This is a genomic window from Mesorhizobium sp. M2A.F.Ca.ET.043.02.1.1 (assembly GCF_003952405.1).
Taxonomy (GTDB): Bacteria; Pseudomonadota; Alphaproteobacteria; order Rhizobiales; family Rhizobiaceae; genus Mesorhizobium.
Window position 1 is genome coordinate 2185708 of sequence record NZ_CP034445.1, and the last position, 16418, is coordinate 2202125.

Below are 16418 nucleotides of genomic sequence, written 5' to 3' on the forward strand. Positions count from 1 at the left end.
GTAAAGACGGCGCAGAACAAAGATCTTTCTGACCGCCGTGACGCTCATAGGTAACGGAATGGATTCTATGGTCTGCGCCGCGTCTTTCGCTCCTTGCTCCGCCATGGAATGACGACATGAGGGGCGCTCGGCTATCTCCGAGCGCTATTTCGACGCAGCAAATACATCCCTCGCGACTCGTGTCCCGAACATGGGTTTGCCCAAACAAAAAAGGCAGCGCCGGCGACCGGCGCTGCCTTTTTGAACTCTTTGCGCCAGACTCAGAAAACCTGGCGGAAGATCACGAACAGCACGAAGGCGAGCGCGATCGAGCAGGGCAGCGTGAGCACCCAGGCCAGCAGAAGATTGCGCACGGTCGACCACTGCAGGCCGGAGCCGTTGGCCGCCATCGTGCCGGCGACGCCGGACGACAGCACATGGGTGGTCGACACCGGCAGGCCGAGACGGTCGGCCATGCCGATGGTGACCATCGCGACCAGCTCGGCGGCGGCGCCCTGGCCATAGGTCAGGTGGCTCTTGCCGATCTTCTCGCCGACGGTGACGACTATGCGCTTCCAGCCGACCATGGTGCCGAGCCCAAGCGCCAGCGCCACGGCGATCTTCACCCACAGCGGGATGAATTTCGTCGCGTTGTCGACCGCCTTGTGATAGTCGGTGACCGCCTTCAGGTCGGCGCGCTGCATCGGCAGCAGCTTCTTCTTGTCGATCAGCTTCAGCGCCTCGCCGATCAGGTAGATGTCGTTGCGCGCGTTGCTGACCAGGTCGGTCGGAACGTTGTCGACGGTGGCGTAGGGCTGCAGCCCGGCGGTCGTGCTGTGGATGTAGGTCTGCAGCGCGAGCGTCGTCTGATCGTTCCACGACTTGCTGCGCACGGCTTCCTGCACGGCGGCCTTTGCGGCATTGTCATCCGCGACGGTGACCCCCGGCTTGACATATTTGCCCAGCGCCTGCTCGACGGCGACGGATGCCGACTTATAGGCGTCGAGATAGTTGATGTCGGGCGTGCGGTTGAGCGCATAGGCGGTCGGCACCACGCCGATCAGGATCAGCATGATCAAGCCCATGCCCTTCTGGCCGTCATTGGAGCCATGCGCGAAGCTGACGCCGGTGCAGGTGAAGATCAGCAGCGCGCGGATCCACCATGGCGGCGGCGTTTTGCCCTTCGGCGCTTCGTAGAGGGCAGGATTACGCACCAGGAGCTTCATCGCATAGAGCAGCACCGCGGCGGCGAAGAACCCAACGATCGGCGAGACCAGCAGGGTGGTGCCGACATTGGTCGCCTGCCCCCAATCGACGCCGCTGGTGGCGCTTCCTGCCGGAGCCATGAACTGGTTGGCGAGGCCGACGCCGATGATCGAACCGACCATGGTGTGCGAGCTCGAAGCCGGCAGGCCGAGGAACCACGTGCCCAGGTTCCACAGGATGGCGGCGACCAGAAGGGCGAACACCATAGCGAAGCCGGATGACGAGCCGACCTGCAGGATGAGCTCGACCGGCAGCAGCGACAGGATGCCGAACGCCACGGCGCCGCTCGAGGTCAAGACGCCGAGGAAGTTGAAGACGCCGGACCACATGACGGCGAATTCGGCCGGCAGCGACCGCGTGTAGATGACGGTGGCGACGGCGTTGGCGGTGTCGTGGAAGCCGTTGACGAATTCGAAGCCCAGCGCAATCAGAAGCGCTATGCCGAGCAGGATCCACGGTACCGTCTTGGCGATCGCCAGATCCTGGCTGAGCGCGTAGCCGACATAGATGATGCCGACGAGCACCAGCACGCCGAAAGCCGGCAGAAACCATTTCGCCCCGCCCGATTGCTCCAAGGGATGATCCGGTCTCGGGATCCCCGCCTCACTTGAAACTACGTCCACCATTGTCCCACTCCATTTGCATTGCAGCAAAGAACCGGGAAGGACGCTATGTCCCTAGGATGAAGCTGGTGTGACGCCTTGGCCGGCAGGCCACCTATCCGGCTATCTTCAGGAGCGAGGCCACCAGAAGCTTATGCTCGTCTTCGGAAAGCACATCGGAATCGAAAAGGTTCATGCTGCGCATCCCCTCGATGGCGAGAAAGCAGACCAGCAGCGAGCCGAGATCGCTGGTCTCTTCCTTCAACCGTTCGAGCAGTTGGTGCTTGAAGGCCTTTATCGGCGCCAGGAAATCGGGATCTTCGGCGATCGCCGAGAAAATCCAGGAGGCCGAGGGTTTCGGTCGCTCGCAGTCGTCGGCCGACAGCTTGATATAGGCCGAGAGGGCGCTTTCGTGCCTGGCCTCGGCGGTGCGTGCTTCCAACGCCGTCTGGAAGTCGCGGAGATAGCTTTCGACAAGGCCCTGCATCAGCTTGGCCTTGGTCGGGAAGTTGTAAAGCAAGCCGCCCTTCGACACCCCGGCGCGGCTGGCGACTGCCTCGAGCGACAAGCTTCCCGGGCCTGCTTCGCGCGCCACGTCGGCGGCGGCGGCAAGTATCTTTTCGCGTGAGTTTGCCCTGGGTGCTCTCATCACGCCTCCCCTATATTAGCTTAGGCGGAATTGACAAGACCGTCCAGCCGGTACAGTAAGGCGCCGTTTGAAGTCGGGACCTGTTGTCGATATGTGTCCCGGCATCGATTGTTTGCCGGTTGCCGGCTCGAGGGACTGTCCGTGAAGCGCTTTTTCACCATCGCTGTGTTCCTGATTCTGCTCGCTCTCGTCTGCGTCGGCATCGTTGGTTTCAACTTCATGCGCGATGCCGGCATCAAGCAGTATTTCGCCACCATGAAGCCGCCGGCCGCCACGGTCTCGACAGTGGTCGTCAAGCCTTCGGAATGGACGCCGGGCGTCGAGGCCATCGGCACCGTCAATGCCGTGCGCGGCGTCGACCTTACCGTCGAAACGAGCGGCATCGTCAAGAACATCCTCTTCCACGCCAACCAGAAGGTCGCCACCGACGCGGTGCTCCTGCAGCTGGACGACGCGGTCGAGAAGGCTGATCTGGTGGCGCAGAAGGCGCAGGCCGCCTCCGACCAGGCGGCGCTGACCCGCGCGATCGAATTGCAGCGGCGCGGCGTCGGCACGGACGCGACGCTCGACGCCGCGCGCGCCGCCGCGGATGCCTCGGCGGCACAGGTGAACAAGCTGCAGGCGGTGCTCGACCAGAAGCAATTGTCCGCGCCCTTCGGCGGCACGGTCGGCATCCCGAAGATCGATATCGGCCAATATCTGGCCCCCGGCAATTCGGTGGTGACGATCCAGGATCTGGACACGATGCGGGTCGACTTCACGGTTCCCGAACAGCAGCTGCCGCTGCTCAAGATCGGCCAGACCGTCAAGCTCGGCAGCAGCCTTGCGGACATGTCGTTTGCCGGCTCCATCCGCGGCATCGATCCCAAGATCGATCCGGCAAGCCGGCTGGTTTCGATCCGCGGCGAGGTCGCCAATCCGGAAGGCAAGCTGACGCCTGGCCAGTTCGTCCAGATCCGTGTCGAGCTGCCGCAGGAAGACAATGTCATCTCCGTGCCGCAAACCGCGGTGACGACGAGCCTCTACGGCGATTATGTCTTCGTGGTTGTGCCGGCAAAGCCGGCGGAGGGCGCCGCTGCCGCGCCGGCAAAGCCGGACGAGCAGAAGGCCACCGCCGATGCCGCCAAGCCGCAGGCGGACGCGTCCAAACCCGCCGACAACGCCACGAAGCCGGCTGACGCCAAGCCGGCCGATGCCGCGCAGCAGCAGGCGTTCACCATCTCGCAGATCTTCGTGAAGCTCGGCCGCCGCAACAACGGCATGGTCGAGATCGTCGAGGGCCTCAAGGACGGCGACCAGGTCGTCACCGCCGGCCAGAACCGGCTCTTCAACGGCATGTCGGTTGCTGTCGACAACACTATCGACCCCAGCAAATCGGCGAACAAAGAGGTTCAGCAATGAGCTTTTCCGACCTCTTCATTCGCCGGCCCGTCTTGTCGACGGTGCTGGCCTGCATGATCCTGCTGCTGGGCTTCCAGGGCATCTTCGGCCTGTCGATCCGCCAGTATCCCAAGGTTGACGAGACGGCGATCACGATCACCACGGCCTATCCGGGCGCCAGCGCCGACCTCATCCAGGGCTTCATCTCGGCGCCGATCGCGCGCGCCGTCGCCTCGACCGAAAACATCGACTACGTCACCTCGTCCAGCCGTCCGTCCTCGAGCACGGTCACGGTGCAGATGAAGCTCGGCTCCAATCCGGACGTCGCGCTCGCCGAGGTGCTGTCCAAGGTCCAGGGCGTGCGCGGCACCTTGCCGGACGCCTCCAAGGATCCGGTCATCGTCAAGGGCACCGGGCAGCAGTTCGCGATGATGTACATCTCGATGCAGAACCCGAACATGACGAAGGAGCAGCTCACTGAGTATATCGAGCGCGTCATTCGGCCCCGCATTTCGACCGTGGAAGGCGTCGCCGACGTCCAGATCTTCGGCGCCCAGGAATATTCCATGCGCATCTGGATCGACCCGATCCGGCTCGCCGCGCGCGGCGCCACGGCGGTTGACGTGCTGACCGCCATCAACAACTCGAATTTCCTGTCGGCGCCCGGCAACACCCAGAACGAGTATGTGGTCTCCTCGATCACCGTGCATTCGACCCTGCAGACGCCGGAGGCCTTCGCCCAGCTCCCGATCCGCTCGACGAACGGCGAGGTTGTGCGCCTGCGCGATGTCGCGCGTGTCGAGCTCGGCGCGGCCAGCACCGACACCAGGGTGAGCTTCAACGGCAAGCCGGGAACCTTCCTCGCCATCTTCCCGACGCCGGCCGCCAACCCGCTGACGACTGCGGCCGCGGTCACCAAGCTCGTGCCGGTGATTCAGGAAACGCTGCCGAAAGGCATGACGATCGAGGTCGTCTACGACGCCACCGGCCAGATCAGCGCCTCGATCGAGGAAGTGTTCAAGACCATCGGCGAGGCCGTCGCCATCGTCATCGTGGTGATCCTTCTGTTCCTCGGCTCGTTCCGCTCGGTGATGATGCCGATCGTGACCATCCCCCTGTCGCTGATCGGCGTCTGCTTCATCCTGTTTGCGGTCGGCTACTCGATCAACCTTCTGTCGCTGCTTGCCATGGTGCTGGCGATCGGCCTCGTCGTCGACGACGCCATCGTGGTGGTGGAAAACATCCACCGCCACATGGAAGAGGACCACATGTCGCCGATGCAGGCGGCCTTCAACGGCATGCGCGAGATCGCGACGGCCATCGTGGCGATGACCATCACGCTGGCCGCCGTGTTCGCCCCACTTGCCTTCACCGGAGGCCTGACCGGCGCGCTGTTCCGCGAATTCGCGGTGACGCTGGCCGGCTCTGTGGTGCTGTCGGGCCTGATCGCCATGACGATCACGCCGATGATGTCGGCGCGTTTGCTGAAGGCTGGCCAGCACGGACGCTTCCAGCGCATCGTCGATGGTACATTCAGCCGCGTCGAGCGCTTCTATGAACGGGCCGTCACCGCCTCGCTCCGGAACCGGCCGGTGACGCTGATCATCGTCGTGGCGCTTGTCGCCCTCACCGGCTTCATGTTCACCAAGACCTCGACCGAACTGGCGCCCGAAGAAGACCAGGGCTTCCTGCTCTCTCTGGTGACCGCGCCGCGCTATGCGACGTCGGACTACACCGAGACCTATGTCAACCAGATGCTCGGCCTGGTGAGGGACATCCCCGAGACCCGGGCGCAGTTCTCGGCCGTTGCCTTCGGCGGCGCCACCAACAGCGCCTTCGTCGGCTTCGCCTTCAAGGATTGGGCGGACCGCAAGCGCAATTCGAAGGAACTGCAGGCCGACATCACCGCACGGCTCGCCAAGGTCGCCGGCGTTCAGGCCTTCGTCTTCGCGCCGCCGACGCTGCCGGGTTCCGGCGGCGGCCTGCCGATCTCCATGGTCGTGCGCTCCACCGGCGACCCCTCGGAGGTCTTCGATCAGGCCGAGAAAATCAAGAACAAGGCGCAGGCCTCGGGCCGCTTCATCGTCGTGCAGAACTCGATGGCCTACGACGCGCCGCAGGTGACGGTCACCATCGACCGCGAGCGCGCGGCGGCGTTGAACCTGCCGATCGCCGATATCGGCAATACGTTGACGCTGCTGGTCGGCGGCGCCGAGGTGGCGCAGTTCGACCGCGATTCCAACAGCTACGACATCATCCCGCAGGTGCCGCAGGAATTCCGCGACAACCCCGAGAAGCTTGGCGAGTATTTCATTCGCAGCGTCGACGGCAAGATGGTGCCGCTGTCGGCGGTGGTGAAGATCTCGACCAACGCCTCGCCGGCGGCCATCGAGCAGTTCAACCAGCTGAACTCCTCGACGATTTCGGCCTTGCCTTTGCCCGGCGTGACCACCGGCGACGGCTTGAAGGTGCTGGAGGATATCGCCAATGAGACCCTGCCCGACACCTTCTTCATCGACTATTCCGGCCAGTCGCGGCAGGAGAAGGAGCAGGGCAACACCATCCTGATCGCCTTCGCCGCGGCGGTGGTCGTGATCTATCTGGTGCTGGCGGCCCAGTTCGAGAGCTTCCGCGACCCGCTGATCATCATGATGGCCGTGCCGCTGTCGATCTTCGGCGCCATCGTGCCGCTCAACATCGGGCTCGGGACGCTCAACATCTACACCCAGGTCGGCCTGATCACGCTGATCGGCCTGATCACCAAGCACGGCATTCTGCTGGTGGAGTTCGCCAACCAGCAGCGCGAGGTGCACGGCATGCGCCGCCGCGACGCCATCATCGCATCGGCCAAGGTGCGCCTGCGGCCGATCCTGATGACGACGGCGGCGATGGCGCTGGGCGTCGTGCCGCTTATCATCTCCAGCGGCGCCGGCGCGGCCGCCCGCTATTCGATGGGCCTGGTCATCTTCACCGGCATCCTGGTCGGCACGATGTTCACGCTCTTCGTCGTGCCGATGTTCTACACCTTCATTGCCAGCAAGGACCTGCCGCATCTCGCCGAGAAGCCCGATCCGAAGCTGATGCCGGCACTGCCGAGCTGATCGGCACGACAGCTAAAAACAAAAGAGGCCGGAAATTCCGGCCTCTTTTTTGGCGGCTGCCTCACGGCTTCAGTTTGGTCCCGAAGGCGGCAACGGCCTGCTACCCGATCCGGCTATTTGACGATGACGATGCTGGTGTTGGCGGGGCCGAAGGCCTCGACGAGCTGATAGAAGTCGGCTGCCGCGTCGGGATGCAGCCGCACGCAACCATGCGAAGCGGGACGGCCGAGACGGCTGATGGCGTAAGTGGCGTGGACGGCGTAGCCGCCGCTGAAGAACACCGAATGCGGCATTGGCGCGTTGTCGTATTTCTTCGAGTACCACATCTCATGCATGCGCGTCGGCTTGAACGAACCGGTCGGCGTGATGTGCCCCCTCGCGCCGGTCGAGACCTTCCAGGTGTAGGTCGGGCGACCGTCGACGGTGACTTCCATGATCTGCTGCGACAGCGAGACCTTGGCGACGATCTGGTTGGCGTGAGCGGCATTGCCGGCGCCGAAGAGCAGCGCGGCACCGCTGAGCGCGGCGGCGGCGACATGGATGAGCTTGGCGGAAATGGCGGTATGCATGACGGATCCCTCTGTTTTTTGCCGTTGTGTCCGGCTTCAATTTCGATGGGCTCTTATCGTGCTCGTCCGTTTCCGAGCTATTTCGCTTGATGCTCGTTTCTGTTTCGAATTCGTTTCCATAAGTTAACAAAAAGCTCCGGCCAGCCATTACATCGGACCTCTTCCGGGGCGCGGCAGGTCGGCGCTACACAATGAGCTTAGTCCCGCAAACGAAAGTTCATTTCATTTCTAATATTAAATACTTTACGCCCGGCTCGAAACCAAACTGCAACAAAGTGCAGCCACGGCGGCATGATCTGGATACAGGCCGGCGGCAGATTTGACGCAACGGGAACAGACAACTGCAAACGAAAATGGGCAGGAAATCGAAACTCCCTCCTGGCTTCTCAGGATCAGCGTCGCGGCAATCGCGCTCGGCGGCGCAGGCTCTGTGGCCGGCAGCCCGGTGACGGCGCTGGCGGCGATGACGTCCAGCGAGGTTTCGACACTGCACATGGCTCTGTTCATCGCCACGGTCTGGATTGTCTCCAGCCTGCGCGTCCACCGGCTGAAGGCCCTCTGGCGGGTCGGCCTCCGGCTGCTGAGGACGCGCGGCCCCTCCGGCTACTTGCTGCCGAGAGGACCGAAGGCCCGCGCCGCAGCGGGGGGCTCCGTCAGCGGCGCGGGCGCTTCGGGAGTTTCCTGAAGCACCGACGACATCGAGATTGAGGATAGGGACATGAAGACGAAATTTGCCGCCTCCGTGCTTTCCGCGCTGCTTTACGCGCAGGGCCTGCTCGGCTTTGCCGCGCTGGCGACGGTGCTGCTCAAGGAGCGCGCCCACGCCGAGACAACCGCCGGCGCCGACATTTTATCCGGCCCCTCGATCATTGTGGTGCGCTGAGCGCCAGGCGCCGGACCCAAGATGACCACCGCTTTGGGGAATCCGATGCTTGATAGACTCGTCGACCCGAATTCACTCGTTGCGCGAGGCTGGTGGATCGAAACGATAGCCGGCGCCGCGGATGGTGATGATGGTCTCGGTGTCGAGCTTTCGGCGCAGCCGCACGATGCGCGAATCGATCGAACGGTCGAAAGCGTCAGCATTCTCGGCCGGGGCCGCGGCAATGATGTCGTCGCGGGTCAGCACCTTGCGCGGGCTCGCCAGGAACAGCTTCAGCAACGCCACCTGCCCCGGGGAAAGCTGATCCTCCGCACCCGAGCGATGCATGACCATGGCCGATCGCAGGTCGACAGTGGCGTTCTCCAGCACGATCAGCTCCCCGGCGGCCCTGCCGCGTCTCATCAGCAGGCCGCCGATGCGCGCGGCAAGCTCGCGCACGTTGAGCGGGCTTTCGACCACATCGGCGGCGCCGAGCTCGAGCGCCAGCACCTTGTCGACAAGGTCGCGCGGCCGGCAGATCAGGATGAAATCGGGGCCGCCCTCGCCACCCGCGCCCTGGCTGCTGTAGCGCTTGAGCAGTTCGCGGCTCTCGGCCTGGGTGACCTCGTCGCCGACCACCACGACATCGATACCGCCGGCCGAAAGCAGCGTCTCCGCCTCCCAGGGCTGGCGCGCCTGGCGCACGTCGTGCCCACGCCGCTCGAGATGGTCGGCGAGATCGCCCGCCACCACCTCGGCGACGGACACAAGCGCAATGACGGATCGTGCGGCCATTTTCTCCACCCCGCCACAGACAACTCGAGATGAGTGCTGGACATCATGTTTATACCCAATCTACTTTCCGCTGAAAGCGGGAGCGAGCGCGTCGTGAAGGCACGCATCATCGTCGTCGAGGACGAACCGGATCTGAGGGAGGCCGTGGCCGAGTATCTCGGCGCCAGCGGCTATGACGTCGTGACGGCCGAGAATGCCGTGGCGGCACGCGCGCTGTTCGAAACGCAGCCCTTTCACCTTGCCATCCTCGACATCGCCATGCCCGGTGAGGACGGGCTGTCGCTCGGCCGCTGGCTGCGCTCGAAGACGCCGATCGGCATCATCTATGCCACCGCAGCCGGCACCGCGCTCGACCGCATCGTCGGGCTGGAGCTCGGCGCCGACGATTACATCGTCAAGCCGTACGAATTGCGCGAGGTGCTGGCGCGGGTGCGCAGCGTTTTGCGCCGCGTGCCGCAGCCGGCCGAGCCGCAAGCCGCGAAGGCCGAGACCGGTAATCGGCGTTTCATGAATTTCGGCGGCTTTCAGGCCGATTTCGACGGTCGCATGGTCACCGCCGCCAATGGCGCGGTGATCGAGATGGCCAAGAGCGAGTTCGACGTGCTCGAGGTTTTCCTCACCCGCGCCAACCGGCTCCTGACGCGCGCGGCGATTTCGGAAGCCATCGGCTTCGTCGAGGACCCGGAATCCTCGCGCGCGGTCGACATCCGCATCATGCGGTTGCGAAAGAAGATCGAGGCCGACCCAGCCAATCCGAAATTCCTGCGCACGGTGCGCGGCGAAGGCTATATCTTCTCGCTGCCGAATGGCGACGCCAACTAAAGCAATTCCAGGAAAAGTGTGAGTGGTAGGCTCGGCGGTTTCGCCGTAGCCTTCCGTCCGGAATTGCGTCAACAAGCGAACGATAGAGCGGTTCGCCGTTTCTGCGGGAACGAAGGGTGCTCTGAACGACCGACGTCCGGGCCTGGAATTGACCATGACTGCCGATGCAGCACGCACCGATACGCATGCCTCGCGCCCGGGCGGCGCAGCGATGGCGGCCGTGCATGTCGTGCGCCGCCTGCGCGAGGCGGGCGACTGGCAGCGCGAGATGGACGGCATACTGGAGACGGTGTGCCGCAAGATGGATTGCCAGCGCGGCATTCTCTTCCGGCTGCGTGAATTGCCGGGCGAAGGTTTCGCCCAGTCGGTCGCCGCCTACTGGATCGACCCCGACTCCGGCGGCGACCTGGCCTCGCCCACGGTGATCATGCAGTCGATCATCAACTCGGATACCTTGCTGGAGCGCCTGCAGGAAGACGAGCGGCAGGGCAAGATCTTCTCCGGCCACACACGCAACTTGGACGGTTTCCTGCGGGACGACTTCGAGAAGCAGAGCATCAAGTCGTTCCTGTCCGTCTCCGTTTTCGCGCATGGCCACCTCTGGGGCACGCTGGCGGTCAACGACTGCGTCGCCGAGCGCGAATGGACGGATGAGGAAGAGGCGACGCTGCACATCATCGCTCTGGCCATCGGCGACGCCATCGAGCGCTCGCCATCCGAGGCGCATGCCAGCGAGGTGATCCGCCGCACCATGCTGCAGGCCTCGCTCGACGCCATCATCGTCATCGACGAGACGGGCTCGATCATCGAGTTCAATCCGGCCGCCGAGAAGATGTTCGGCTTCCAGCGCAGCTCCATCCTCGGCAAGGACCTGCTCGATACCATCGTTCCGATATATTACCGCAAGGGCTACGCCTCGGGTGCCGAATACATGGCGGGCCGCGGCGCGCCGATGGTCGGCCAGCGCCTGGAGACCGTCACCCAGAACGCCGCCGGCGAGATTTTCCCGATCGAGCTGACGGCGACGGAGATGCGCGTTGCCGACCGCCGCCTGATCTTCGGCTCGATCCGCGACCTGCGCGAGAAGCTGCAGGCCGAGGAGGAAATCAACCGCCAGCGCGAGAAGCTGCACCAGAACGAGAAGATGGCGGCGATGGGCTCGCTGCTCGCCGGGGTCTCGCACGAGCTCAACAACCCGCTGGCGGTGGTGGTGGCGCAGTCGACGCTGCTGCACGAATTCGCCGGCGACCCGCAGACCAAGGTGCGCGCCGAGAAGGTGCGCGCGGCCGCCGAGCGCTGCGGCCGCATCGTCAAGAGCTTCCTGTCGATGGTGCGGCTGCACCCGACCGAGCAGGCCGAGACCGATCTCAACCAGGTGATGCGCTCGGCGCTCGAAGTCACCGCCTATGGTGCCCGCTCCAGCGGCATCATCATCGACACCGATTTCGCCACCGGGCCGCTGCTTGCCATGGCCGACGCCGACCATATCACCCAGGTGGCGGCGAACTTCCTCATCAACAGCCAGCATGCGCTGGCCGGCATCACCGGCGAGCGGATCATCAAGGTGCGGACATTCCGCAACGAGCACGGCAATCCGGGCTTCTCCGTCGAGGACAACGGCCCGGGCATTCCCGAGGCGATCCGCGCGCGCATCTTCGAATCCTATTTCACCACCAAGCCGGTCGGGGTTGGCACCGGCATCGGCCTGTCGATCTCGAAGTCGATCGTCGAGCGCCACAACGGCAACATCTGGTTCGAGGAAGTGCAACCGACCGGCGCGCGCTTCGTCGTGCAATTGCCGGCGATTGCCGGCGGTGCCGCAAGCGCGGGTGAAGGGCCGGCGCGCTCGAGCGGATTGCGCCATGCGTTGATCATCGACGACGAGCCCGACGTCGCGGGCTCGCTTTCGGATATACTGGAGCTGATGGGGCTCAAGTCGCGCGTTGTGGCAAGCTGGACCTCCGCCGCCGACGTGCTCACGGGCCATATGCCGCCGGACATCGTCTTTTCCGACCTGCGCATGCCGGGCACTAGCGGCATCGCGATCTACCGCGAGCTGCTCTCGCAGCAGCCCGCTCTGGCCAAGCGCTTCGTGCTGGTGACCGGCGACCTCATCGGCGCCAAGGCGGAGATCGAAGCGCTGCCACCGCCGCAGCGCCCGCACATTCTGGAAAAGCCCTTCTCGACCCTCGACGTCCGCGGCATCCTGTCGGCGGTAGCCGACGAAGCCGCAGCCGCGGCCGACAACAGCGTCCACTTCTGAGCTAAGATTGCAACCGAAGAGGCGTGGCCGAGCTTGAGCTAGCACCGCCGCAGGATCTGCCGAGATTCAGGTCAAGCCGAGCCGAGAATGGTGGTTCGCGAGAACCGGAGCGGAGCGTACTTATAGTACGCGAGCACCGGAAGCGCAGGGAACCGCCATTCGCAGGCCGGCTTCACCTGAATACCGGCAGATCCGGAAAAAAGAGGCTCCCGACCGATTTTCGCGGCGGGAGCCTGACTTGAGCGCAGGAGGGAGCGCTCTGGGGAGGTCTTAAAAAATGTTCGGCGTGTTGGTGACCGGGGCGGCGTTGGCGATCATGCGCACAGCGCGCTCGCGGTGCTGGCCGGACTGCTCGGCGATGGCGCGCAGGCACTCGACGCTCTCGGCGCCCCAGTTCTGGCCCTTACAGGCAAAGTCGATCGCAGATTCCGGCAGGCGGGCGGTCTTGAGCGTGGTCTGCGCGCCTTCAACGACATTGGCCGGCGGGTTGATCGAAGCGAAGGCCGGACCGGAGGCGGGCGCGGCCAGCATGCCGACGAAGGCGCAGGCGCCGATCAGCATGAACATCGCCATCGGATGGTCGCTGGCGCGCTGGCGCAGCGCAAGTTTCGGCCGGCGGTCATTGCGCTCCGGGCCATGCTGGCGGCGATTGGTATCGGCGGCATGAACTTTCGCAAACATCGGCTGTTCCCTTCGTTATCTTTCTTTTTGCTGTGAAACGAACTTAGTCGCACCACGTAACAGTCGGATGATTGGCGGCGATTGCCTGTGTAACAGGATTGAAACAGACGCTGAGCGGTGCGGCCTTCCGATCCACGGCAACCATTCGACCGACTATCGAAGCTGGTTGGCGCAGCTATGCGCCTGTCGCGCCTGCCCGACTGTAAACAGCCTCACACAGCAATGTTTGTATCGAGCGCGTCGCTGTCGTCTGCCGCAGCTCGGCATCAATCGAAACATGCCCTTTCCGACGCGGGCACCGGCGCTCACAACCGCCGTTCCGCTTCCTCGATTAAGGCCCGGATTCTACGGGATTTTTCCGGCCCAGACGAGGTCGAACTTACAGCCTTGGCATTTTCATATTCCTACAAGCCGTTGCATTTCAATGGAAAATATGTCTATATTGAATGAGTATTCAACAAAAAGAAGAGCATTCCGATGAACCCGCACCTCCGTGACGTGGCGATCCCCAACGATTGGGACCGGCGGGGTTTGCCGGGGTGGAGCTACCATTCCAACGCCCTTCTCGAGCTCGAGAAGGAATATGTCTTCCGCAATCACTGGCAGATCGCCGGCCATGTCTCCGACGTGCCGAATCCGGGCGACTATCTGACCATGGACGTCATCGGCGAGCGCGCGCTGATCGTGCGCGGCAAGGACGGCGTCGTGCGCGCCTTCAACAACATGTGCCGCCACCGCGGCAGCCGCGTCGTCGCCGACAGCCAGGGCAGCTGCATGAACGCGCTGGTCTGCCCGTTCCACGGCTGGGTCTACAATCTCGACGGCACGCTGCGCGGCGCTGCCCGTCCGCGCTCCTTCCCCGAGCTCGACAAGACCGAGTTCGGCCTGATGCCGCTCGACCTCGAAATCTGGATGGGGTTCATCTTCATCCGCTTCCGCAAGGGCGGCCCGCAGCCCTCCGTCGCCGCACTCCTGAAGCCGATCGAAGCCGAGATGGCGCATTACAACGTCGCCGACATGGTGCCGTCCTGGGGCATCTGGACGCAGAAATCGCCGGTCAACTGGAAGTCGGTGCGCGACGTCGACAATGAAGGCTATCACGTCGCCGTGGCGCATCCGGCGCTGCAGGACCTCTACGGCGCCACCTATTTCGACGAGCCTTTCATCAATGGCGTGTCGCGCTCCTTCGCCACCTACAATCCACATGCCGGCCGGCGCTGGAGCGTGCGCGAATACATCAAGCTCGCGCCCGAGGCCACGCATCTGCCGGAGCATCTGCGCAAGGCCTGGATCTATTACGGCATCTTCCCCAACAACGCGCTGTCGATCATGCCGGAATCCGTCCAATTCTATCAGGAGTTCCCGCTGTCGACCGGCGAGACGCTGCTGCGCGGCGCCATCTACCGCCACAAGGACGAGACCCGCGAACAGGCGGCCGCGCGCTACCTTGCGTACCGCATCGATCGCGACACCATGAACGAGGACGTGCAGCTCTCGGTCTGGTCGAACGAATCCATGCTGTCGGAGGCTTTTGAAGGCTTCTACTTGTCGGATTTGGAGTACGGCGTGCGCACCCACCACGACCATCTGCGCAGGCAGGTCCCGGTGCTGAACCTGGAGACGGCGCCCGAGGAAAAGGACATGTGGGGCCTGAACGACGCGCTGCGGTCGAGGGGGTAGGGCGAGGCGGCCGAAGCTGCTGATCTCCCCCCTTGTGGGGGAGATCGGCTAATCACCCCCGCCAGACGCCTTCCTTCCGCAAATCATCCATGGTCCGCGAAATCCCTTCGCGCAGGATCGCAACCATGTCGTCGATCTGCTCTTTGGTGATGATCAGCGGCGGCGACATCACGCACATGTTGATCAGCGGCCGCACCAGAAGGCCGAGCTCGTGGCAATGCGCGTCGATGCGTTTGCCGACATTCTTGTCGAGCTGCAGCGGATCCTTGCTTTCGCGATCGGCCACGCATTCGACGCAAGCCATCAGGCCGACGCCGCGCACCTCGCCGACCAGCGGCAGCTCTTCAAGCGTCTTCAACTGCGCCTGGAAATAGGGCGCGATCTCGCGGGTGTGTTGAAGGACGCCCTCTTCCAGCAGGTCGAGATTCTTCAGCGCGACAGCGCAGCCGATCGGATGGCTGGTGTAGGTGAGGCCGTGTCCGAACAATGCATCCGGGTGATTGGAGCGGCGCAGCTCTTCCAGCAGCCGCTCGGAGATGATCACGCCGCCGAGCGGGAAATAGCCCGAGGTGATCCCCTTGGCGAAGGTGATCATGTCCGGGTCGATGCCGAACACGTCGCCCGAGGCGAAGACATGGCCAAGCCGGCAGAAGCCGGTCACCACCTCGTCCGAGACATAGAGGATATCGTTCTCGCGGCAGATCTCGCGGATGCGCTTCAGATACCCGTCCGGCGGCACGATGACGCCGCCCGAGGCCTGCACCGGCTCGCCGACAAAAGCGCCGATGCGGTCGGCGCCGACGCGCGCGATCGTGTCGCGGAACTGGTCGACCAGGAAATCGGTGAAGGCGGCAACGCTCATGCCCTTCGGCCGGCGGAACGGATCGGGCGAGGAAAGCTTGATCACCAGATCGTCGGCGCCGTCCATCCAGTCGTGATCGCGCGGGCGGCCGTTGAGCGAGGCCGACAGATAGGTCGAGCCGTGATAGGCGCCGCCGCGGCTGAGGATCAGCTTCTTCTCCGGTCGCCCGCGCACATTGTTGTAGAACTGCATGAAGCGCAGCGCCGTCTCCACCGCCGACGAGCCGCCGGTGGTGAAGAAGGTGTGGCTGAGGTCGCCCGGAGCGACATCCGCGATGCGCCGCGCAAGCTCCGCCGAGGGCGCGTTCATCGTGTACCAGGGCGTGTTGTAGGAGAGCGCCATCGCCTGGTCGTACATGACCTTGGCCAGCTCCTCGCGACGATGGCCGACATTGATGCACCACATGCCGGCCGGCCCGTCGATCAGCCGCTTGCCGGAGGCGTCGGTGATGTAGATGCCGTCGCCCTCGCCGATCAGCGTGCGCGCCTCGGCGCCGACCGAGCCGGCATAGGGCCAGGGCTGGACGAGATGGCGCCTGGCAAGCTCGACCGCATCGTCATCGCCAGGGCCGATCAGTTCGCTTGCCTTGACCTTGCTTTGAGCCGCCATCTTCGCCTCGTATCGCCAGAGTTGCCGAAATCTCACCGGACATCAAACAACGCGGAAAACCATGGAAACTCGGCTTTCTGTCGCTATATTTTGAATATCCGTTCAATCAATATCGCAGAAATAGCGCTTGATTTCAATCGGCGGATGCGCTCATGATGAAAGAAAGCCGGCAAGCCAGGAGCGATCGCGCTCTAAGCATAATTCGGGAACAGGCGGCCGGCGCCAAGGCATGATCCCGAAAAGTGGGAACCGGTTTTCGGATAAGATCATGCTTCAACGAGGAGTTAGGCCGGGATAA

Annotated in this window: 13 protein-coding genes; 7 read left to right on the forward strand and 6 right to left on the reverse strand. The window is 63.8% G+C overall.

Translation table 11 applies throughout. The features are described 5' to 3' along the window. Positions 1-260: 260 nt before the first annotated feature. Together EJ068_RS10390 and EJ068_RS10395 are read right to left on the reverse strand one after the other, a co-directional pair. Entirely contained in the window at positions 261-1871 is a 1611-nt protein-coding gene (locus EJ068_RS10390; protein WP_127251236.1) for an inorganic phosphate transporter, read from the reverse strand. A 91-nt stretch (positions 1872-1962) separates the two neighbouring features. Next, the gene (locus EJ068_RS10395; RefSeq protein ID WP_126080903.1) at positions 1963-2496 is read right to left on the reverse strand and encodes a TetR/AcrR family transcriptional regulator; all 534 of its coding nucleotides are present in this window, start codon (positions 2494-2496) and stop codon (positions 1963-1965) included. Between the two features lie 141 nt (positions 2497-2637). Here EJ068_RS10395 and EJ068_RS10400 point away from each other — a divergent pair, with 141 nt between their 5' ends. Beyond that, positions 2638-3897: an efflux RND transporter periplasmic adaptor subunit gene (locus EJ068_RS10400; protein WP_245463393.1), complete on the forward strand. Its 1260-nt coding sequence runs from the start codon at positions 2638-2640 to the stop codon at positions 3895-3897. Continuing rightward, positions 3894-6977: an efflux RND transporter permease subunit gene (locus tag EJ068_RS10405; protein WP_126080902.1), complete on the forward strand. Its 3084-nt coding sequence runs from the start codon at positions 3894-3896 to the stop codon at positions 6975-6977. Before EJ068_RS10400 ends, EJ068_RS10405 begins: the two co-directional genes overlap by 4 nt. 113 nt (positions 6978-7090) lie before the next feature. On the opposite strand, the gene EJ068_RS10410 is transcribed toward EJ068_RS10405, so the two are convergent. Further along, positions 7091-7546, reverse strand: a complete 456-nt coding sequence (locus EJ068_RS10410) for a L,D-transpeptidase (protein ID WP_129554526.1) — start codon at positions 7544-7546, stop codon at positions 7091-7093. 319 nt (positions 7547-7865) lie between these two features. Here EJ068_RS10410 and EJ068_RS10415 point away from each other — a divergent pair, with 319 nt between their 5' ends. After that, a complete protein-coding gene (locus EJ068_RS10415) occupies positions 7866-8231 on the forward strand; it encodes a hypothetical protein (RefSeq protein WP_245463394.1) in 366 nt (121 codons plus the stop codon). A 33-nt stretch (positions 8232-8264) separates the two neighbouring features. Beyond that, positions 8265-8429: a hypothetical protein gene (locus EJ068_RS10420; RefSeq protein WP_108702949.1), complete on the forward strand. Its 165-nt coding sequence runs from the start codon at positions 8265-8267 to the stop codon at positions 8427-8429. Between the two features lie 72 nt (positions 8430-8501). Here EJ068_RS10420 and EJ068_RS10425 read toward each other — a convergent pair whose 3' ends face one another. Next, positions 8502-9203, reverse strand: coding sequence for a response regulator transcription factor (locus EJ068_RS10425; protein ID WP_126064136.1), 702 nt, complete (start codon positions 9201-9203; stop codon positions 8502-8504). Between the two features lie 93 nt (positions 9204-9296). Between EJ068_RS10425 and EJ068_RS10430 the strand changes: the two genes are divergently transcribed. Together EJ068_RS10430 and EJ068_RS10435 are read left to right on the forward strand one after the other, a co-directional pair. Further along, the gene (locus tag EJ068_RS10430; protein ID WP_245463395.1) at positions 9297-10025 is read left to right on the forward strand and encodes a response regulator transcription factor; all 729 of its coding nucleotides are present in this window, start codon (positions 9297-9299) and stop codon (positions 10023-10025) included. A gap of 154 nt (positions 10026-10179) precedes the next feature. After that, positions 10180-12288: a sensor histidine kinase gene (locus EJ068_RS10435; RefSeq protein WP_245463396.1), complete on the forward strand. Its 2109-nt coding sequence runs from the start codon at positions 10180-10182 to the stop codon at positions 12286-12288. 270 nt (positions 12289-12558) lie between these two features. Here the strand turns inward: EJ068_RS10435 and EJ068_RS10440 are convergent, their stop codons facing one another. Beyond that, positions 12559-12969: a hypothetical protein gene (locus EJ068_RS10440; RefSeq protein ID WP_126080900.1), complete on the reverse strand. Its 411-nt coding sequence runs from the start codon at positions 12967-12969 to the stop codon at positions 12559-12561. A 477-nt stretch (positions 12970-13446) separates the two neighbouring features. Between EJ068_RS10440 and EJ068_RS10445 the strand changes: the two genes are divergently transcribed. After that, complete coding sequence (locus EJ068_RS10445) at positions 13447-14649, forward strand: aromatic ring-hydroxylating dioxygenase subunit alpha (RefSeq protein WP_127251235.1); 1203 nt, start codon at positions 13447-13449, stop codon at positions 14647-14649. 52 nt (positions 14650-14701) lie between these two features. On the opposite strand, the gene EJ068_RS10450 is transcribed toward EJ068_RS10445, so the two are convergent. Next, a complete protein-coding gene (locus EJ068_RS10450; RefSeq protein ID WP_127251234.1) occupies positions 14702-16120 on the reverse strand; it encodes an aminotransferase in 1419 nt (472 codons plus the stop codon). Positions 16121-16418: the final 298 nt, after the last annotated feature.